This window comes from Paenibacillus lentimorbus NRRL B-30488, from assembly GCF_000411595.1.
Classification (GTDB): Bacteria; Bacillota; Bacilli; order Bacillales; family Bacillaceae; genus Bacillus; species Bacillus velezensis.
This window is the reverse complement of sequence record NZ_ANAT01000011.1, coordinates 1-19888: the sequence shown is the minus strand read 5'-3', so window position 1 is coordinate 19888 and position 19888 is coordinate 1. Positions and strand designations below refer to the sequence as shown.

Below are 19888 nucleotides of genomic sequence, written 5' to 3'. Positions count from 1 at the left end.
ATGCTGTCACGTGTATTTTGTTGACAGAAATAATATCGAACAAACACTCCGTTTTTTTGAGACCCAGCTGGCGCTGTTTGACAGCACGCCTGCATGGCAGAGCGAAATCGAAAAAAGGGCGCTTGAGCGGATCAGCCATCTTATGATCGAATGCATTCTCGATGTCGGAAATGATATGATTGACGGCTTTATCATGCGCGATCCGGGGAGTTATGACGACATCATGGATATTCTGACGGATGAAAAGGTGGTAGCTGAGGATGAAGCGAATAAGCTCAAGCAGCTGATCTCTTCCAGAAAGCGGCTTGTTCAGGAATATCAGCAAGCCGATCATCAGGAACTGTTTACGCTGATCACGTCAAACAGGGATGTGCTGAAAGCCTTTCCGGCCCGTGTAAGAACCTACCTGGAAACAGAATTAGGGCCTGTTTCCGCATTTAAATAACAACGAGTGAGAAAATCCACAGGAGTGTTGAGTATGAAGGATTATAAAGGATATTTGATAGATTTGGACGGCACAATGTACAACGGGACGGAAAAAATCGAAGAAGCGTGTGAATTCGTGAGAACGCTTAAAGCGCGCGGCATTCCGTATTTATTCGTGACGAACAATTCTTCCCGGACGCCGAAGCAGGTGGCGGACAAGCTGATGAGCTTTGACATTCCGGCATCTGAAGAGCAGGTCTTCACGACGAGCATGGCGACTGCGCAGCATATCGCCCAGCAGAAAAAAGACGCGTCGGTGTATGTGATCGGCGAAGAAGGCATCCGTCAGGCCATTGAAGAAAACGGGCTGAGCTTCGGAGAAGAAAACGCGGACTTTGTCGTTGTGGGAATCGACCGCGGCATTACATATGAAAAGTTGGCAACGGGATGCCTTGCGATCAGAAACGGCGCCCGGTTCATTTCAACAAACGGCGACGTCGCCATTCCGACTGAAAGAGGGCTTTTACCAGGGAACGGTTCGCTCACATCCGTTTTGACGGTGTCAACGGGCGTTGAGCCTGTCTTTATCGGCAAGCCTGAATCGATTATTATGGAACAGGCGATGCGTGTGCTCGGAACGGATATTTCCGAAACACTCATGGTCGGCGATAACTATGCAACGGATATTATGGCCGGCATCAATGCGGGCATGGATACGCTGCTGGTTCATACCGGAGTGACAAAGCGTGAGCATATGGCAGATTACGATCGGAAGCCGACATATGCGATTGACTCTTTAACCGAATGGATTGAATATCTATAAAAAAGGGACGGCCATGACGGCCGTCCTTATTCTGTATTTCTGGCGCTGTGGGCAAGCCGGCTTGAAGCCGCTGCTGCGATTGCGCCGACGATATCATCAAGAAACGTATGGCATTCGCCCGTAGATTTATCATTTAAACGCCCGAGAATGCCGGGTTTTCTTTGTCAATGTAGCCGTAATTCGTAAAGCCGATTGAGCCGTATATATTCACGATAGAGAAGGCGAGCACCTCGTCAACCCCATACAGGCTTTCATCAATCGCCAGAATGGTCTGAAGCGGTTCAGACAGCTTTTTTGTTCGGCGAGCACATCTAATTCTATTCCCGTTAAAATGGCGTTTTGCACCTCGCGTTTTGCGATGACACGGTCCACATTGAGCCTGCATACTTCCATCGTCAAATCAGGATGATATTTTTTCTGAAGGAAATACACCAGCTCGGCAATATCGTCCGTCTCAACCCCCCGTTCTTTTAAACGCGTTCTGGCGACAGCTTCCACGTGATTCAGTTGTTCCTTTTCTGACATTTGCTTCACCCAATCTTTTTTACTAGTTTATACAACACCCTTCCGATGTGTACGATGTTTCTCCACTTGATTCAAAGGATTACAATATGTATTCATAATTCCGCCGGCGTATGACTACGATGTGAATAGCTCTAATTTTTCAGGCAGGTGATTATGATGAAAAGCATCATTAAAGAAAAGTACGGCATCCACGTCAGACAGCTTTCCGTTTATCAGAAATACCAATGCTTCCAGACGCCTAATTCCTTCTTTCTTATTATTCCCGTTTCCGGATTTTCGCAATCAGAGCTGACGGAGCTTTACTACATGAGTCAGTATTTACAAGAACAAAGTGACCCATACGTTTCAGTGTTTATCTTTACGAAGGAAGGAGAACTGACCTTTGAGGACGAAGGCAAAACGTATGCGCTCTTAAAAGCGCCGATCCCCGTCGCAAACCGGTCGTTTTCTGTCGGAGGGGAGCTTGCCGAATTTCACAGAAAAGGGCGGGGTTTTCCGTACGAAGTGAAAGAAGCGGGCAGGATCGGCCAATGGAAGGACTTATGGGGAAAACGGGTGGATCAGCTGGAATCATTCTGGATGCGGAAAATTCATATGTCTCCGCTCGAACCGTTCGAAAAGAAAATGATCGAAGCATTTCCTTATTATTCAGGCTTAGCGGAAAATGCGATTCAATATTTAGTGGATACGGAGCTGGATGACAATCCCGGCGCAGAAGACTCGGGGACAATCTGCCATCAGCGGATGGAACGGGATACCTGGTCGGAGGAATCATTGATCCGCATTCCGGGCGATTGGGTATTCGACCATGCCGCCCGTGATATTGCGGAATATATGCGCAGCACATATTTGTATCATCGTGACGACTTGCTTAACGAAGGGTTTTCGTTTTTGCAGGAATATGAGCAAGTTACGCCGTTATCCTCCTTTTCCAAGCGCCTGTTTTACAGCCGCCTGCTGTTTCCGCTTCATTTCTTTGAGACGGTGGAGAGCTATTACATTTCTCATGATTCTGAAAAACAGTTTTACGAAGAGCAGCTTGACTACATTCTTGCAGACTGCACCCGCTATGAACAGTTTTTGCAGACATGTCACGACATGCTGAATGTCAGAGCGGCGCAGGTTTTTGTCCCGCCTGTGGCGTGGCTCGGAAAAGGAATCAGTTCGTAAGAAAATATGACGTAAAAATATTTAGAAAATAGGGAATCTTGTCATATCAGTGTGTTAAGCGTTTTCATAGCCGCAGAAACAATATTCAGCCGCTTGTCAAAACAAATGCGGGCTTATATAATATTTGTAACTTAAATGTCTGTGAAGGGTTAACAATTGTCCTTTTCTAGTGGACAAAAGGAAGAAAGGTGGAGTTTCTCTTTGGAAGCGATTCGTATTGGACTGTTAGGACTGGGAACCGTGGGAAGCGGAGTCGTCAAAATTATACAAGATCATCAGGATAAGCTTATGCACCAGGTCGGCTGTCCGGTGACGATCAAAAAAGTGCTGGTTAAAGATATTGATAAAAAACGAGACGCAGACCTGCCGAAAGAAGTGCTGACGACAGAAGTCTATGATGTGATCGATGACCCTGAGGTCGACGTGATTATTGAAGTCATCGGCGGTGTCGAACAGACGAAGCAATATCTTCTTGATGCCTTGAAAGCGAAAAAACATGTTGTGACCGCAAATAAAGATCTGATCGCCGTATACGGGTCAGAGCTTTTAGCCGCCGCAAAGGAAAATGGCTGTGACTTGTATTATGAAGCGAGTGTCGCCGGCGGAATCCCGATTTTACGCACGCTCGAAGAAGGCCTTTCCTCTGACCGGATCACAAAAATGATGGGAATCGTCAACGGAACGACGAACTTCATCTTAACGAAAATGATTAAAGAAAAAAGCCCGTATGAAGAAGTGCTGAAGGAAGCGCAGGATCTCGGATTCGCGGAAGCGGACCCGACCGCCGATGTAGAAGGACTCGATGCCGCACGCAAGATGGCGATTTTAGCCCGTCTCGGCTTCTCTATGAACGTCGATCTGGACGATGTCAAAGTAAAAGGAATTTCCCGGATTACGGATGAAGACATCAGCTTCAGCAAACGGCTCGGCTATACGATGAAGCTGATCGGCATCGCCCAGCGTGATGACAATAAAATCGAAGTCAGCGTTCAGCCGACACTGCTCCCGGATCATCATCCGCTCTCTGCGGTGCATAACGAGTTTAATGCCGTTTACGTGTACGGAGAAGCCGTAGGCGAAACGATGTTTTACGGCCCCGGAGCCGGAAGCATGCCGACTGCGACATCAGTCGTTTCCGATCTGGTCGCGGTCATGAAAAACATGCGTCTCGGCGTAAACGGAAACAGCTTTGTCGCCCCGCAGTTTGAAAGAAATCTGAAGCAGCCGTCTGATATCTACGCCCAGCAGTTTTTAAGAATTCATGTCAAAGACCAGGTCGGCTCTTTTTCAAAAATCACATCAGCCTTCTCAGAGCGCGGCGTCAGCTTTGAAAAAATTCTGCAGCTGCCGATCAAAGGCCATGACGATCTCGCGGAAATCGTGATCGTCACGCATCATACATCGGAAGAAGATTTCAGTGACATTCTGCAAAACTTAAATGACCTCGAAGTTGTACAAGAAGTAAAAAGCACATATCGTGTAGAAGGGAACGGTTGGAGCTAATGTGGAAAGGACTCATCCATCAATATAAAGAATTTCTGCCGGTGACGGATCGGACGCCGGCCCTGACATTGCATGAAGGCAACACGCCGCTGATTCACCTCCCGAAGCTTTCTGAAAAGCTCGGAATTGAACTGCATGTGAAAACAGAGGGCGTTAATCCGACGGGATCCTTTAAAGACCGCGGCATGGTCATGGCGGTCGCCAAAGCGAAAGAAGAAGGCAATGATACCATCATGTGCGCCTCAACAGGCAACACATCCGCGGCGGCTGCGGCATACGCGGCGAGAGCCGGCATGAAATGCATCGTCATCATCCCGGACGGGAAAATCGCCTTCGGAAAGCTTGCGCAAGCCGTCATGTACGGTGCGGAAATCATCGCGATTGACGGAAACTTTGACGACGCGCTGGCCATCGTCCGGTCGATTTGTGAAAAATCACCGATTGCATTAGTGAATTCAGTAAACCCTTACCGGATTGAAGGGCAAAAAACAGCGGCCTTTGAAGTATGTGAACAGCTCGGCGGAGCGCCGGACATTCTGGCGATCCCGGTAGGAAACGCCGGGAATATCACGGCCTACTGGAAAGGGTTCAAAGAATATCATGAGAAAAACGGCACCGGACTTCCGAAGATGCGCGGTTTTGAGGCGGAAGGTTCTGCGGCTATCGTCCGCGGCGAAGTCATTAAAAATCCCGAAACCGTTGCGACAGCAATCCGGATCGGGAACCCTGCCAGCTGGGACAAAGCCGTGCTCGCTGCGGAAGAATCAGCCGGAAAAATTGATGAAGTCACAGATGAAGAAATTCTTCACGCTTATCAGCTGATTGCCCGTGAAGAAGGCGTGTTTGCCGAACCGGGCTCCTGTGCATCCATCGCCGGTGTTTTAAAACAGGTGAAATCCGGTGAAATTCCAAAAGGAAGCAAGGTTGTCGCAGTCTTAACCGGAAACGGCCTGAAAGATCCGAATACGGCTGTGGACGTATCTGACATAAAACCGATCACGCTGCCGACAGATGAGGACAGTATTCTGGAATACTTAAATGGAGCGGCGCGTGTATGAATGAGGCGGAGATGCTGTTTTCCATTACGGTTCCGGGAAGCACTGCCAACTTAGGGCCTGGGTTTGATTCCATCGGGATGGCGCTCAGCAGATATTTGAAGCTTTCCGTTTTCCGAAACGATGAATGGCAGTTCTCGGCGGAAACCGAAACTGTCGCGGGCATCCCTCAAGGAACGGACAACCTCATCTACCAAGTCGCCAAACGGACGGCTGACCGCTATCAGAAAGAGCTGCCGCCCGCCCATGTCAAAGTTTGGAGTGATATCCCCCTTGCGCGGGGTCTCGGAAGCAGCGCGGCCGCTATCGTCGCTGCCATTGAGCTTGCGGATGAGTTATGCGGCCTGCAGCTGTCGGAAAGCGACAAGCTGCACTTAGCCAGTCTTGAAGAGGGACACCCTGATAATGCCGCTGCTTCCCTTGCAGGAGGGCTTGTAATCGGCCTTCACGAAGAAGATGAAACACATATCGTGCGTGTTGCCGAAGCGGATATCGACGTTGTGGCAGTGATTCCGTTTTACGAAGTTCTGACCAGGGACGCAAGAGACGTGCTCCCGAAAGAGCTGCCGTACCGACGCGCCGTTAAAGCAAGCGCCGTCAGCAACCTTCTCGTTGCTGCGATCATGTCAAATGACTGGGCGCTCGCCGGGAAAATGATGAGAAAAGACATCCTCCATCAGCCGTACCGCGCCATGCTTGTTCCTGAGCTTTCAAAGGTGGAACATGCGGCCGAAATGAAAGGCGCTTACGGAACGGCGCTGAGCGGAGCGGGACCGACGATTCTTGTCCTGATTGAAAAAGGAAAGGGAGAAGAGCTGAGAAAGCAGCTTTCTGAGCATTTCCCTCACTGTGAGATTGCGGCGCTTACTGTCCCGTCAGAAGGAAGCGTAATTGAACGGAATCCTTTAGAACAGGTGAAAAGTGTATAATGATAAAAAAGCGTTCTTCCCATCAGAGAAGGACGCTTTCTTTTTCTGGAGAAGGATTTTTATTTAGGGAAGCGAAATAAAAAGAAAAGGAGGAGAAACGATTTGAAAAAACTCATAACCGAGGAGGACATTGCGTCTCTCGTATCCGTGACAGACCCGCAATATGCCCCTGACGGCAGAAGAGCCGCTTACGTCCGGACAACAGTCAATCATAAGCGGGATTCCTATTCCTCAGCCATTATGGTATATGACACAGAATCCGGCATCTCAAACCCGTGGACTTTCGGGGACGATAAAAATACAAGTCCGCGGTGGTCGCCTGACGGACGGCGCCTCGCCTTTGTTTCTGACAGGGAGGACGGCATCCCTCAGCTGTACATCATCGACGCTGCCGGCGGAGAGGCGGAACAGGCGGCCGATATTCCTTGGGGCGTATCAGATCCGATATGGGCGCCCGACGGCAGATCCGTGCTTGTGTCCGTCAGTCTGACATCAGCGGAGCGCGCCGAGGAGAAAGAAAAAAAGAAGCATGACGAGTATGAGCCGGTTGAGATTCAGTCATTAACATATAAACGTGACGGGAAAGGCCTGCTGAACGGAAGCTGGGCCCAGCTTGTGCTGATTCATCTTGAAACGGGTGAGATTCAGCAGCTGACGGATCATGAAGCGGATCATTATGGCGCGGCCTTTTCACCGGATGGCAGGCAGCTTGCGTTTACCGCCAATTTATGCGAACCGGGTGACGCCGGAAAGCCGAGCGATGTCTATCTGATGAATCTGGCGGACGGAAGCCTGAAGCAGATTACGCCGCACCGCGGTTCTTTCGGTTCCTGCGTGTTTTCACCGGACGGTTCTTATATCGCGATGCTGGGCCATGAGAATGAATTTCGCAATGCGACTTTAGAGAAAGCGTGGCTGTACGACGTGAAAACTGAGCGGCTGTCCTGCCTGACCGATATGCTGGATGTTCATTTGAGCGATGCGCTGATTGCGGATTCAATCATAGGAGGAGTGACGCCCCGGCCGGTATGGGCAAACGACGGGCAGGGTTTTTACGTTCTCGGGAGCGAGCAGGGAAGCACCGGTATTTATTATATCTCGATTGACGGCCTCGTATATCCGATCCGATTAGAAGAAGAGTACGTGAACGGTTTTGCTTTTCATCCCGATCAGAAAAGCTGTATCGCCGCAATTGCCAAACCCGCACAGCCTTCCGAGCTTTACAGCATTTCACTTGAAAATGGGGAAGAAAAGCAATTGACATTTGACAATGATCGGTTTATAGAGGAGCGTATCATATCCGTGCCGGAAAAGCTGCAATATGAAACAAAGGACGGGCTGACGGTAAACGGCTGGTTTTTAAAGCCCGCCGTTTTTGAAGAGGGTCAAACATATCCCCTCATTCTATACATACACGGCGGGCCTCACATGATGTACGGCCATACGTATTTTCACGAATTCCAAGTGCTGGCCGCACAAGGATATGCTGTCGTGTATGTCAACCCGAGAGGAAGCCACGGCTACGGGCAGGATTTTGTCAATCGTGTCAGGGGTGATTACGGAGGCGGAGATTACCGTGATGTCATGCAGGCGGTGGATGAAGCCGTTCAGGCGTATCCGTTTATTGACAGCGGCCGTCTCGGTGTGACAGGCGGAAGCTACGGAGGGTTTATGACGAATTGGATTGTCGGACAGACAGGCCGTTTTAAAGCAGCCGTCACGCAGCGTTCCATTTCAAATTGGTTCAGCTTCCACGGTGTCAGCGATATCGGCTTCTTTTTTACCGACTGGCAGCTCGGACATGATTTGTTTGAGGAAGCGGATAAGCTTTGGGATCGTTCTCCTGTAAAATATGCATCCCGCGTTTCGACGCCGCTTTTGATCCTGCACGGTGAGCGCGATGACCGCTGTCCGATAGAGCAGGCGGAGCAGCTCTTTACCGCGTTGAAGAAACTGAACAAAACGACGTCGTTCATCCGATTTCCGAAAGCTACGCATGAGCTGTCGAGAAGCGGCCATCCCGAACAGCGGATGAAACGCATCCGTTATATTTGTTCATGGTTTGATGACTATTTGTAAAAATAAAAAACCAGGCTGTCATGCAGCCTGGTTTTATGATTAAAATACTTGTTCTACTTCAACGACACCCGGTACTTCTTCAAGAAGGGCGCGTTCAATTCCGGCTTTCAGCGTAATCGTTGAACTTGGGCAGCTGCCGCATGCGCCAAGGAGGCGAAGCTTTACAATGCCTTCGTCTACATCAACAAGCTCACAGTCACCGCCGTCACGAAGCAGAAACGGACGTAATTTATCCAATACTTCCTGTACTTGCTCTTTCATTTCAACCTCAGTCATGAGATTCGCTCCTTTCATATACATAAAACCATTATATTCACAGTAACGGTAAAAATCTAATGTTTGGTTTGCAAAGCTGCTTTCTCCATTATAGCATATTTAAACTTGAACATAAAAACCGTTTTTTATACAAAAGCTGCCCCGTCCTTTGTATACTGGTGTAAAGGGGATGATATACATGACAAAGCCGGTTACGCTCAGTGTTTACGGCGCTGAAACGCTTTGCGCAAGCTGCGTGAATATGCCGAGCGCCAAAGATACGTTTGAATGGCTGGAGGCGGCGCTGAAACGGAAATACCCGGAGCAGCCTTTTAACATGCGGTATATTGATATTGACGCACCGCCTCAGCAAAAGGAGACAGAAGAGCTTGCGGAGCGCATCAGAAACGATGAATTTTTCTATCCGCTCGTGCTGGTGGAGGATGTCATTGTGGGGGAAGGGAATCCGCATTTAAAAGATATATATGAAGAAATGGAAAAGCGCGGCTATGTGGCGGGCTCTTAAAAATGGCCGCTGATCGCAATCAGCGGCTTTTTTCTTATCAGCCGTTATGATGCTTGTACATCCATAAAAGGCCTGATTTTAATAAACGGGGCACACGCCCGATGAGCGGACGGTCGTTGACAAGACCGAAGCCCGCTTTTTTTCCGAGTGAACCGAGGACGCCTTTCAGCTTAAATTGCGGCATTGTTTCCGGCAGCTCTTCATTGTTCCAGCGTTTCAGGAGGATCTGCACAATTTGTTCCGCCTGTGCTTCAGCCAGCTGGGCGCTCGGCGCATGCGGCAGGCTCGCGCAATCACCGACGACGTAAACATGCTCATCGCCCGGAAGGTTGTGATGCGGTGTTAAAACGATGCGGCCTTGCGGGTCTTTTTCAGCGTCCAGTTCTCTGACGGCTTTATTCGGCTGAATTCCCGCCGTCCACACGATGGCATCGGCCGGTATTCCTTCATCATGATTATAAACGATGCCGTCTTCCACTTTTGTAATATTCGCATTATTGATAATGGTGACGCCGTGTTCTTCAAACCATTTCTGAACGTACTTGCTGAGTCTTTTCGGAAAGCTTGATAAAATCAGGTCGCCCCGGTCAAATAACATAATCTTCAGATCGTCACGGCTCTCTCTTAATTCACTGGCAAGCTCCACGCCGCTTAATCCCGCTCCGACGATAGCGACAGATGCATTGGCGCCGAGGTTGTTCAGCTTTTGATAGGCTTCGCGTGACTGATCAATGGTCTGAATGCTGTAAGTATGTTCCGGCGCGCCGGGCACGTTATGATACTTATCCTCGCAGCCCAGTCCGATCACCGCGTCATTGTAAGAAATCGGTTCGCGGTCATGAAACAGAACCTGTTTGTTTTTCGTGTCGACGGAAGCCACCTCACCGTATTGAACATCCAGATTCGGATGCTCAGGAAAAGACACCCTGATATGATGATCAGAAATCGTGCCGGCTGCGAGCGCATAATATTCTGTTTTTAAGCAGTGATACGGGTTTCTGTCAATCAGCGTGATGGATATATCTGACGGAAGCTGGTTCGGCAGTAAGCGGTGCAGCACCCGCATGTTTCCGTAACCCCCGCCGATCAAGACCAATTTTTTCATAATGATTCCCCTTTTGCCCGAAAAATATGGTAGTCAATGTTGTTACAAAATAACGAACTATGTAAAATAACATCTAGAATTATATCGAATTTGATCTAAAACCACAATAATAGTTTTAAAATAACCTACAAATTGACCAGAAAACACGCAATAGTAAAACCTTTAACCTGAATTAATATGTTACGATAACATTGAGCGTGAAACCGGATCTTTGACGAATAGAGGAAATTCCGTTAGGATAAGGTACATATGTGAGGTGAAACCGCATGAATCCGATGATTGAATTCTGTGTCAGCAATTTAGCGCGCGGTTCCCAGGAAGCACTTGAGATCTTAGAGAAGGATCCGAACTTGGACGTGCTTGAGTACGGCTGTTTAAGCTACTGCGGAAAATGCATGGAGTCCCTGTTCGCCTTGGTTAACGGGGAAGTGGTCACGGGGGGCACGCCTGCTGAATTGGTTGACAACATATATACATTCATAGAAGAAAATCCGATGTTTTAATCAGAGGCTCCGAACGGGGTCTCTTTTTTATTGCGCCCCGGGTTTTGGCAAAATAAAAAATTTGTAGACAGCAAAAATAAATATTGTTATCTTAATAAAGACTTTTTTTAAATAAAATTTTAGAGGTGGATTCATTGAATATCGTTTGGGGGCTGCTCGGGGCAGTTGCTATATTAGCCATTGCTTTTTTGTTATCAGAGAAGAAAAGCAAAATTAACCTGCGAACCGTCATTGTCGGTTTATGTTTACAAATGGCCTTCGGATTCATCGTATTAAAGTGGGACGCCGGCCGGGCCGTATTTTTATGGTTCTCAAGCCGTGTGCAGCTTCTCATTGATTATGCGAACGAAGGCATCAGCTTTATTTTCGGCCCGCTGTTAAAAGTGGGCAGCAGCCCGGCTTTCGCGCTGAGCGTTCTGCCGGTCATTATCTTTTTCTCAGCGCTGATTGCCGTTTTGTATCACTTGAAAATCATGCAGCTCATCTTTCGCGTTATCGGAGGCGGACTGTCAAAACTTCTTGGGACAAGCAGAACGGAATCGCTTGCGGCGGCTGCGAATATTTTTGTCGGACAGTCTGAATCACCGCTTGCCATTAAACCGCTGATTGCGGGATTGACCCGTTCCGAGCTGTTTACGATTATGACGAGCGGCCTTTCGGCTGTAGCGGGTTCGACGCTTTTCGGTTACGCCCTGTTAGGCATTCCGATCGAATACTTGCTGGCGGCCAGCTTTATGGCGGCTCCCGCCGGTCTCGTGTTCGGAAAAATGTTAATACCTGAAACGGAAAAAACGCAGACGATAAAAGGCGATTTTAATATGGACGAAGAAGGCGAAGGCGCCGCTAATGTGATTGATGCAGCGGCAAAAGGCGCGTCCACGGGCCTTCAGATTGCTCTAAATGTCGGCGCCATGCTGCTTGCGTTTGTCGCGCTCATCGCCGTAGTGAACGGAATTCTCGGCGGAATCGGCGGCTGGTTCGGTTTCAAACATATTACATTAGAATCCATTCTCGGTTACGTGTTTTCACCGATCGCATTTGTAATCGGCGTTCCTTGGCATGAAGCGCTTGGAGCGGGAAGCTATATCGGACAGAAACTTGTGCTGAATGAGTTTGTCGCTTATTCAAACTTCGGTCCGCATATTGCGGACTTTTCTAAAAAAACGTCTACGATTATCAGCTTTGCGCTGTGCGGATTTGCCAACTTCTCTTCGATTGCGATCATGCTCGGCACACTGGGCGGTTTGGCCCCAAGCCGCCGTTCGGACATTGCGCGCCTCGGATTAAGAGCGGTTATTGCGGGAACACTCGCAAACCTTCTCAGCGCGGCGATTGCCGGCATGTTTATTTAGTAAACGATAAAAGCTCCCTGCATATGCAGGGAGCTTTTATGTATGAAAAACGGGGGATATTTGTATTGTGTCCGAGGGGAAGAGCTTTTATACTAAGTAAAAGAAAAAAGTTGGAGGCCGATATGAATTCATTCCGTTTTACCAAGATGCACGGTCTTGGAAACAGTTATATATATGTAAATCAATTAGAAGAACAGCTGCCGGAAGAACGGCTGGCTGAGATTGCCGTTAAAGTGTCCAGCATTCACACGGGCATCGGCTCTGACGGAATGATCCTCATCTGTCCGTCAGAAAAAGCGCCGGTCAAAATGCGGATTTTTAATAATGACGGCTCAGAAGGGAAAAATTGCGGCAACGGCCTTCGCTGTGTGGCAAAGTACGCATACGAACATAAGCTGACAGAAGAAACGTCCTTTTTCATTGAGACGCTTTCAGGTCTTGTGAAAGCAGACATTACGGAAGACAACGGGATTGTGCGTGAAGTCGCCGTCGATATGGGCGAACCGCGCCTCACCAAAAAAGAGCTGCCGATGCTCGGCAATGAAGATGAACGGACGATCGATGAAACTTTTGTTTTTGGAGAAACGGAGCTTTCCGGAACAGCCGTATCAATGGGAAACCCCCATATTGTTTTTCCGGTTGCGGATATCAATCAAGCGCCTCTTACAACGCTCGGTCCCGTCATTGAAAAAGACCCGAGATTTCCGGAAGGCGTCAATGTCGAATTTGTGGAAACCGTCAGCGCCGATGAACTTCATTTCCGCGTATGGGAACGCGGCTCCGGCATTACACAGGCTTGCGGAACGGGCGCCTGTGCGGCGGCTGTCGCATCCGTATTGAACGGTGTTTCCGAACGAAACCGGGATATCACCGTTCATTTAGCGGGGGGCGATCTTGTGATTAATTGGCGGGACAACGGGCACGTGCTGATGACGGGACCCGCCGAAACCGTATGCAGCGGCGTCTATTATTTGTAAACAGCTCGTTTGAGAAATACGCTCCTCAAGGTTTATAATAGATATCAGCATCCGTTTTTAAAAAAGGAGGTCTACCTATGAGTGTTCCAGTAACTATTACTGAAGCAGCGGCTTTGCATATAAAAGATATGATGAAAGAGCATGAAGAAGAAAACGCGTTTCTCCGTGTGGGCGTAAAAGGCGGCGGCTGCAGCGGCCTGTCTTACGGAATGGGATTTGAGCACGAAAAAGGCGAAAAAGACAGCATGTTTGAACAGCACGGAATCACCGTTTTGGTTGACAGCGAAAGCCTTGATATTATGACCGGCACGATCATTGACTTCAAACAGTCCATGATGGGCGGCGGTTTCACCATTGACAACCCGAATGCCATCGCTTCCTGCGGCTGCGGATCTTCTTTCCGCACGGCCAAAAACGCCGGCACGCCGGAAGAGTGCTAAGGGTCAGCCCGCCATTCTCAGGATGAAAAAATAGGACGTCTTTCTTTTCGATGGCGCTTGCACCATTGTTAAGAAAGGCGTTTCTGTTTAATAAAAGCAAAACCCGCTCAACAGAAGCGGGTTTTGCTTTTTCAAGATGTTATTCAATTGTATGTTTCATCGCATTGTACATATTTGCCGTATGTTCATCGGCTTTATCCCGTGACATGCGCAGCCGTTCCGCTGAAGAACCGTAACCGATTTCTAGTTTGCCCTCTTTCAGTCCTTTAAAAATCCCATCCGCGAATTCATCCAGCGGTTCTCCTTGAGTATGCAGCCCTGCTCCGCCTAAATCTGTATTCACCGCCGGAGGCGCAACTTCAATCACTTCTACAGATGAATCAGAAAGCTGATGTCTCAGACTCATTGTAAATGAATGAAGCGCAGCTTTCGTTGCTGAATAGATCGGTGCAATGGCAAGCGGTGTAAAAGCCAATCCCGAAGAGACGTTAATGACAGCCGCATCTTCTTTTCCGGCAAAAAACGGAGCGAACAGCATAGACAGGTGGAAGGGAGCTTCAATGTTCGTTGTGATTTCTTTATTAAAATAGTCCCAATTGTCCTTCGCATCCGCTTTCAGCACATGAAAACGTTGTTGAATCCCCGCGTTGTTTACTAACACATTCACTTCCGGATAATTTTCTTTCACCCAATCAAACAGTGATATACGTTCAGATGGAATGCTCAAATCACTGACATAGGTAATAAGATCCGGGAATGTTTCCTTTGCTTTTTGAAGAGCGTGCTCACGCCGTCCGGTCACGATGACTTTATTTCCCGCTTTTAAAAAACGTTCTGCGAAAGCCAATCCTATTCCGGAATTTCCGCCTGTAATCAGTATTGTATTTCCCGTCAGTTTCATATTAACTCCTCTTTTCCGATTGTTTTACATTTCTTTGTCAACATTTCAGCTTTGATCCAATCAATATATTGCTTCATCCCGCAAACTAAGACAGCAGTGATTCTGTAAAATTGATTTTTAGATCATCGGGAAACCCGCCAAAACTATTCTTTCCTTGTCACAATATGATGATACGGCTTAAAGCGCGGTTTAAGTCAACAAAAGAACCTTGTGATTTCATTTGCACGAAAGGAAAGGTGAACGTAAAGTCTTGGATTTTCTCGATGCGATAAAGCGTACCGTATAACAAGGGTGAGAGGCAATTAAAAAACGTTTCTGATCAAAACAAAAGGATGGTGATGCCGATGTATATGCAGGAGGAAACAGCGTTGATATCAGGCCGCTCAGCCTGAATGATGCAGAGCAGGAGCTGGTTTTGCAGACGGAAAACCGCACGTTTTTTGAACGGTTTGCCATGTCGGGACAGGAGGATTTTTATACGCTGGAAGGCCGGAAAAACGAATTGAACAATCACTGAAGAATGCGGAAAATGACACAGAATACAACTTCTTCTGCATTTTTCTTCAGGATCAGACCCTGATTGGCACGATCAGCCTTTTTCAGGTGGTTCGGGGCGCCATCCAAAGCGCTTTCATCGGTTATTTTTCAGATGGTGAACATAACGGAAAAGGCTATGCGACGAAGGCTGTCAAGCTGGCAGTCGATTATGCATTCAATGAGCTGAAACTGCATCGGATAGAAGCCGGAGTCATGCCGCACAATAAGGCGTCAATCCGGGTGCTCGAAAAAGCTGGCTTTCATAAAGAAGACATTGCGAGAAAAAATGTAAAGATAAATGGAAAATGGGAAGATCATCAGGTGCTGGCGATCATACATCCGGAGGATAAATAACAATATCCTCCTTTTTTATACCCTGCGTCTCATTCCACAGATCATTCTTCTCTAATACCTCAAATCCATTGTCCAAATCGTACTATTTGCAAATTCGGAAAAAAATAAAGGGTATATAGAACCAAAAACTCTGAAAGATGTGCTCTTAGTCGACACGTTCTAAAGTCATATTTTTCGAAAGGATATTGATTTTTTGATAGGAATAAACTAAATTGTAAAAGTATAGAATAGTTAATTTATTTTGTAAGAAAAGGATGATAATATGATAGGTCAATTGAGCAATAAAAAAATATTTTTAAGTTCTTTTTTCATCATTTTGATCTGTTCATTACTCTTCCAATTCAGTATTTCAGATAAAGTTCTGCAGTCATATTATTCTTCCGTCGGAGAAAGTACCTACGATATCGGGGAGAAAAGTGTTCGTACGATTGTCATGTTTCTGCAAGGGTTTATGATCTTCACAACTTTTGTGGAAATTCTGATAGGCGGATTTCTGTTATTCGTTGCCGCTTTTATTCTCGGTACAAAAAACCGAAAAAATATATTTGCTTCTATATACGCTGACTTCTTTAACCTCGGCATTTAAAATGTTGATTCTTTCAGTTGTTAACTACTTAACGGCTGATTCCTCGCTTATATATTCTGCCGGCGGCACCAGCTTGAGTCTGCAGCTGCTGGATCCATTTCTGCTCATATCAATTGCGGCTCTTTATGCTGCCGCAGGAAAACTTACCGATCTCAGTAAAGGCAAGAGAATCATTTTGACTGGATGTTTTGTTTTATTAAAACTTTTTACTATTTTCTTTAATTATTTTATGGCGGATAAAATTTAGCTCGGGAGAGAGTCAATTAAGCTGAATTTTATTATAAATTAAAAACAAAGTAGGGAGATGTTATGATGAACTTAGTAAAATCTAATAAAAAGTCTTTCATTTTGTTTGGCGCGGCTCTTGCTGCAGCAACATTGGTTTATGCACTATTATTAACGGGAACTGAATTAAACGTGGCGGCGGCTCATGCATTCTCAGCCAATGCTGAATTAGCTTCGACTCTGGGCATCTCTACAGCAGCAGCTAAAAAAGCAATTGATATTATTGATGCGGCATCAACAATTGCTTCTATCATTTCTCTCATCGGTATCGTTACAGGCGCAGGCGCGATTTCTTATGCAATCGTTGCAACAGCAAAAACAATGATTAAGAAATACGGCAAAAAATACGCAGCTGCTTGGTAAAATCGACCAATAAATAATTGCTCTTTTTGTACAAGCTGCAAAAAGAGCCTCTCTCCCAAATACATATGTAAGGATTGAAAGTATGATAGTCAAACAAATTGCGGCTCTTATCAAATATAATACCCTGTCATCGTTTCGAAAAAGAAAGGAAGATTGGGGCATTCCTCAACTCAACAGCAAACTGCTGTCTGCCATTATTATTTCTCTGTTATGTTTATATCTCGTTTTCCTGGGATGCGGTGTTGTATTCGGGACAAAACTGATTCAGCTGCCCCTCAGCGCATGGGGGCAATTTGTTTTAATTGCCGTTTCACTTGAGCAGCTTTTTTGGGCTGCCGGCTTCTTTAAAGAACATCACAATGCTTTTCTGCTGGATACGCGCAAGGTCATTCATCAATTAAAAAAGGTGCGTTTTTTACAGCTGTTTTCTGTTTTTGCCGGCCAGGCGATCAAAAAAACCATTTTCGTATGGTATCTTTTTGTTTTTCCGGTCTTTTTGTTTTTATCGAGCGCAGGCATGACCGGGTCTGCGGCGATCATCGTATTTTTCTTGGGCTTCGTTTATTTTCTTCTCAATTTATTTTTATCTATGCTGTTTTCTTATGTTGTTTATCTTCTTACAAATATATGGAGCAAATTGTTTTACTTGAAAATCATGAAAGGCATTTTATTCAGCGTCAGCCTGCTGGTTCCGCTTGCAGTCGGGTATGCCGTTTATCTTCTCGTGTTTGAGGAGTATACCGCAAAGGATATTTCAAGCTTTACGGAGTCACCGGCTTTCCGGAACGTCCTCATGAATACGCCGTATGTATGGTTAGCATTCCGCTCACATTCCGTGCTCGTTTTCGCCGCGGTGTTTGCGGCCGCCGTCCTTTTAACGGCGGGGATGTTTAAACTGTGGTCGGCCACGCTGAAGAAAATGGACCTTATTCCTTACATGTTTTTGACAAACGCAGATTTTGCGCCAAAGCTGAAATTATATAGAAATAACAAAATATTTCATGCCGTTTTTCAAAAGGATCTGCTGTTTTTATCGAGAATTGACGGGTTTTTTATCAGGAACTTCGGCAGTATGCTGTATTTGTTCATGCTGTTTTTAGGTTTTTGTATTCCGCTTCTATCGCATCACTTTATCGGGTATTCGGCAGCCGCCATCGTGTCTGCGGCGGTTATCATTGCGAACTTTTCGTATCAGCTCGTCGGAGATGCGCTCAAAACAGTATTATCAGTTGACGGGGAAATAAAAAATCAGCATCTGTTTCACCGGAATATCAAACATGCGTGGCAGCTGGTGTTTCCGAAAGTATGTATTTATAATCTCGCCGCTCTTATCTATTCGTTCATCATCACCATTTTGATTACGGTGTTTTTTCCGTCTTCCGCGGCGCTGACGATCTACTTGTTTATTGTGTTTTTATGTTCGGGTTTTTTATACAGTCTTGTCCAGATTTCAAGCACCGCCCTGTATCCTAAGAAAAACTGGGAGCATCTGTACGAAATTGGAGAAGCGGGGAAAGCAAAGACGTATAACAACTTATACAGTTCTTTCATTTTCATTGTGTCGCTTCAAATCGCTGCGATCACGTCGTATTTTATCTATAAAAAGCCGGAACTTGAAACGATGCTTATTCATTCTGCATCAGGTATTTTTGTCCTGTTCACACTATTAAACTATGGAGTCATGTTTCTGTTTCTTCGCAGAATCAATATGGCGGAAAGGTTTGCGAACAATGATTAAATTAGTGAATATACAAAAAAACTATAGTGAAAAACAGGTATTGAAAGATATTTCGTTTGAGGTGAAAAAAGGCTCAATCTATGCTTTGCTGGGGACTAATGGAGTCGGGAAAACAACGACTTTGAAAATCATTTCGGGCCTGCTTAAACCGACTTCAGGCCGCGTCATGATTGACGGCAAGGAACTGGATTCAGAAGAGGGGGGGCAAATATCGGCTGATATCGGTTTTGTGCCCGACCATGCCTTTTTGTATGAATATTTAACGGGAGTCGAATACTTGCGTTTTACAGCGGAGATGTTTCAAGTGCCGTCTCAGCGGACAAATGATTATATAAAGAATATGTTGGAGACGCTGAAGCTTTCTCAAGACGGAAATCAGCTGATTAAAACATATTCACATGGAATGAAACAAAAATTATCAATTGCGGCAGCGCTCATTCATCAGCCAAAGATATTAATTCTTGACGAGCCGCTGACGGGCATTGATTTAATCAGCGGTAAAACGATACGGACGTTATTAAAGGAGTACGTCAAGCAGGGAAATACGGTCCTGTTATCGACTCACCTGCTGGAGCTGGCGCATTCGCTGTGCGATACGATCGGTATTATACATGAAGGCGTTTTTGCGGCGGAGTATCAGTCATCCGAGCATTCATTAGAAGAGATTGAAGAATTGGCTGAGCGTATCTATACATGATGAACCGCATGTTGCCGGCAATCAGAACGTCCGCCATTCCGTTAACCGCGTCAGTGCTGTTTTTTTCAGGCGGTGTGATCGCTGCGTTTTTTTCCGATCACTTTGTTTCATCAGCGTCTTACAACGGCTCGTCAGGCGCGGTTGAACTGCTGAAAAACAATGCAATCGCTTGTCTGTTTTTAGCCGCGGGTTTTTTACCTTTGGGTTGACCTCAATCTTTTATTTATTCACCAATGGGTTTATTTTAAGCGGCTCTATTATAGAAAATCTGCATAGCGGGGTTCCTTTTTATCAGATTTTTTTACTGCTAATTCCTCATGGTATATTTGAAGTTCCTGCGTTATTATTAAGTGGCGCCATTGGTTTTAAGGGCGTTGAATTGGTCATCAGGCTGTGTTTTTCTAAGGAAAAAAAGATAATGGCTTCAATGTTCAGGCATATTGGAATATTGGTGCTGCTTATTATTTGTCTGCTGATCGCCGCTGCCGTTATTGAAGCTTACATCACACCAATTTTTAAGTAAAAGGGGCAGAAATCATATGAGAAGTAAATTATCATTAATCGGTGTGCCGATTGTTATGATTATCGGTTATATCATTTCTTTATCCTTTGAGTGGCTGTTTCCTGTTCTTACTTTTGGGGTGGCAGGACTATATCTCTTTATATTTGCTCCCGTGCAAAATAAATTCATTCGTTACATCTTTTTGTTTATTTTTGTGATTAATCTGTTAGCCAGTGCGGCTCTTTATTTCGGTATTT

Annotated in this window: 19 protein-coding genes and 4 pseudogenes; 19 read left to right on the top strand and 4 right to left on the bottom strand. The window is 46.2% G+C overall.

What is annotated here, in order from left to right:
• Positions 1–10 precede the first annotated feature (10 nt).
• Entirely contained in the window at positions 11–445 is a 435-nt protein-coding gene (locus D368_RS06815) for a DUF86 domain-containing protein (protein WP_003151930.1), read from the top strand.
• A 33-nt stretch (positions 446–478) separates the two neighbouring features.
• Complete coding sequence (locus tag D368_RS06810) at positions 479–1249, top strand: TIGR01457 family HAD-type hydrolase (protein WP_070082312.1); 771 nt, start codon at positions 479–481, stop codon at positions 1247–1249.
• A 26-nt stretch (positions 1250–1275) separates the two neighbouring features.
• Here the strand turns inward: D368_RS06810 and D368_RS06805 are convergent.
• Positions 1276–1774: pseudogene (locus D368_RS06805) on the bottom strand (phosphatidylglycerophosphatase A family protein).
• Positions 1775–1930: 156 nt separating this feature from the next.
• Between D368_RS06805 and cotNH the strand changes: the two are divergent.
• The 5 genes from cotNH (at position 1931) to D368_RS06780 (ending at position 8510) form a co-directional block, all read left to right on the top strand.
• On the top strand, positions 1931–2944 hold the full coding sequence (gene cotNH, locus D368_RS06800) for a spore coat-associated protein CotNH (protein WP_128574661.1): 1014 nt from the start codon (positions 1931–1933) through the stop codon (positions 2942–2944).
• Positions 2945–3145: 201 nt separating this feature from the next.
• Positions 3146–4447, top strand: coding sequence for a homoserine dehydrogenase (locus tag D368_RS06795; protein WP_003151938.1), 1302 nt, complete (start codon positions 3146–3148; stop codon positions 4445–4447).
• Positions 4447–5505, top strand: a complete 1059-nt coding sequence (thrC, locus tag D368_RS06790) for a threonine synthase (RefSeq protein ID WP_014721762.1) — start codon at positions 4447–4449, stop codon at positions 5503–5505. The genes D368_RS06795 and thrC overlap by 1 nt, the downstream gene beginning before the upstream one ends.
• Positions 5502–6431 carry a homoserine kinase gene (thrB, locus tag D368_RS06785; RefSeq protein ID WP_003151940.1) on the top strand — a complete coding sequence of 310 codons (930 nt, stop codon included), beginning with the start codon at positions 5502–5504 and terminating at the stop codon, positions 6429–6431. Before thrC ends, thrB begins: the two co-directional genes overlap by 4 nt.
• 102 nt (positions 6432–6533) lie before the next feature.
• Entirely contained in the window at positions 6534–8510 is a 1977-nt protein-coding gene (locus D368_RS06780; RefSeq protein ID WP_128574660.1) for a S9 family peptidase, read from the top strand.
• A gap of 39 nt (positions 8511–8549) precedes the next feature.
• Here the strand turns inward: D368_RS06780 and D368_RS06775 are convergent, their stop codons facing one another.
• Positions 8550–8885: a NifU family protein gene (locus tag D368_RS06775; RefSeq protein ID WP_169510385.1), complete on the bottom strand. Its 336-nt coding sequence runs from the start codon at positions 8883–8885 to the stop codon at positions 8550–8552.
• Positions 8886–8964: 79 nt separating this feature from the next.
• On the opposite strand from D368_RS06775, the gene D368_RS06770 reads away from it, so the two are divergent.
• Positions 8965–9291 carry a YuzD family protein gene (locus D368_RS06770; protein WP_017419453.1) on the top strand — a complete coding sequence of 109 codons (327 nt, stop codon included), beginning with the start codon at positions 8965–8967 and terminating at the stop codon, positions 9289–9291.
• Between the two features lie 37 nt (positions 9292–9328).
• Here the strand turns inward: D368_RS06770 and D368_RS06765 are convergent, their stop codons facing one another.
• Positions 9329–10396 carry an NAD(P)/FAD-dependent oxidoreductase gene (locus D368_RS06765; RefSeq protein WP_101562394.1) on the bottom strand — a complete coding sequence of 356 codons (1068 nt, stop codon included), beginning with the start codon at positions 10394–10396 and terminating at the stop codon, positions 9329–9331.
• A gap of 266 nt (positions 10397–10662) precedes the next feature.
• Here D368_RS06765 and D368_RS06760 point away from each other — a divergent pair, with 266 nt between their 5' ends.
• From D368_RS06760 to D368_RS06745, 4 genes are all read left to right on the top strand, one after another.
• A complete protein-coding gene (locus D368_RS06760; RefSeq protein ID WP_007408721.1) occupies positions 10663–10899 on the top strand; it encodes a YuzB family protein in 237 nt (78 codons plus the stop codon).
• Positions 10900–11033: 134 nt separating this feature from the next.
• Positions 11034–12251 carry a NupC/NupG family nucleoside CNT transporter gene (locus tag D368_RS06755; protein WP_024085753.1) on the top strand — a complete coding sequence of 406 codons (1218 nt, stop codon included), beginning with the start codon at positions 11034–11036 and terminating at the stop codon, positions 12249–12251.
• A 122-nt stretch (positions 12252–12373) separates the two neighbouring features.
• Entirely contained in the window at positions 12374–13228 is an 855-nt protein-coding gene (dapF, locus tag D368_RS06750) for a diaminopimelate epimerase (RefSeq protein ID WP_128574659.1), read from the top strand.
• A 77-nt stretch (positions 13229–13305) separates the two neighbouring features.
• Positions 13306–13668 (top strand): HesB/IscA family protein, encoded by a 363-nt coding sequence (locus tag D368_RS06745; RefSeq protein ID WP_003151967.1) that lies wholly within the window; start codon positions 13306–13308, stop codon positions 13666–13668.
• A gap of 139 nt (positions 13669–13807) precedes the next feature.
• Here D368_RS06745 and D368_RS06740 read toward each other — a convergent pair whose 3' ends face one another.
• Complete coding sequence (locus D368_RS06740) at positions 13808–14569, bottom strand: SDR family oxidoreductase (RefSeq protein WP_071392243.1); 762 nt, start codon at positions 14567–14569, stop codon at positions 13808–13810.
• A gap of 454 nt (positions 14570–15023) precedes the next feature.
• Between D368_RS06740 and D368_RS06735 the strand changes: the two are divergent.
• The 7 genes and pseudogenes from D368_RS06735 to D368_RS06705 form a co-directional block, all read left to right on the top strand.
• Positions 15024–15460: pseudogene (locus tag D368_RS06735) on the top strand (GNAT family N-acetyltransferase).
• Between the two features lie 262 nt (positions 15461–15722).
• Positions 15723–16293 (top strand): annotated as a pseudogene (locus tag D368_RS06730) (hypothetical protein).
• A gap of 65 nt (positions 16294–16358) precedes the next feature.
• Entirely contained in the window at positions 16359–16694 is a 336-nt protein-coding gene (locus D368_RS06725; protein WP_003151973.1) for an uberolysin/carnocyclin family circular bacteriocin, read from the top strand.
• 82 nt (positions 16695–16776) lie between these two features.
• Positions 16777–18432, top strand: coding sequence for a hypothetical protein (locus D368_RS06720; RefSeq protein WP_128574658.1), 1656 nt, complete (start codon positions 16777–16779; stop codon positions 18430–18432).
• Entirely contained in the window at positions 18425–19129 is a 705-nt protein-coding gene (locus tag D368_RS06715; RefSeq protein WP_031378397.1) for an ABC transporter ATP-binding protein, read from the top strand. Before D368_RS06720 ends, D368_RS06715 begins: the two co-directional genes overlap by 8 nt.
• Positions 19126–19652: pseudogene (locus D368_RS06710) on the top strand (stage II sporulation protein M). Before D368_RS06715 ends, D368_RS06710 begins: the two are co-directional and overlap by 4 nt.
• 16 nt (positions 19653–19668) lie before the next feature.
• Positions 19669–19888 (top strand): DUF5970 family protein (locus D368_RS06705; protein WP_003151978.1); only part of this gene is annotated, 220 nt, incomplete at its 3' end.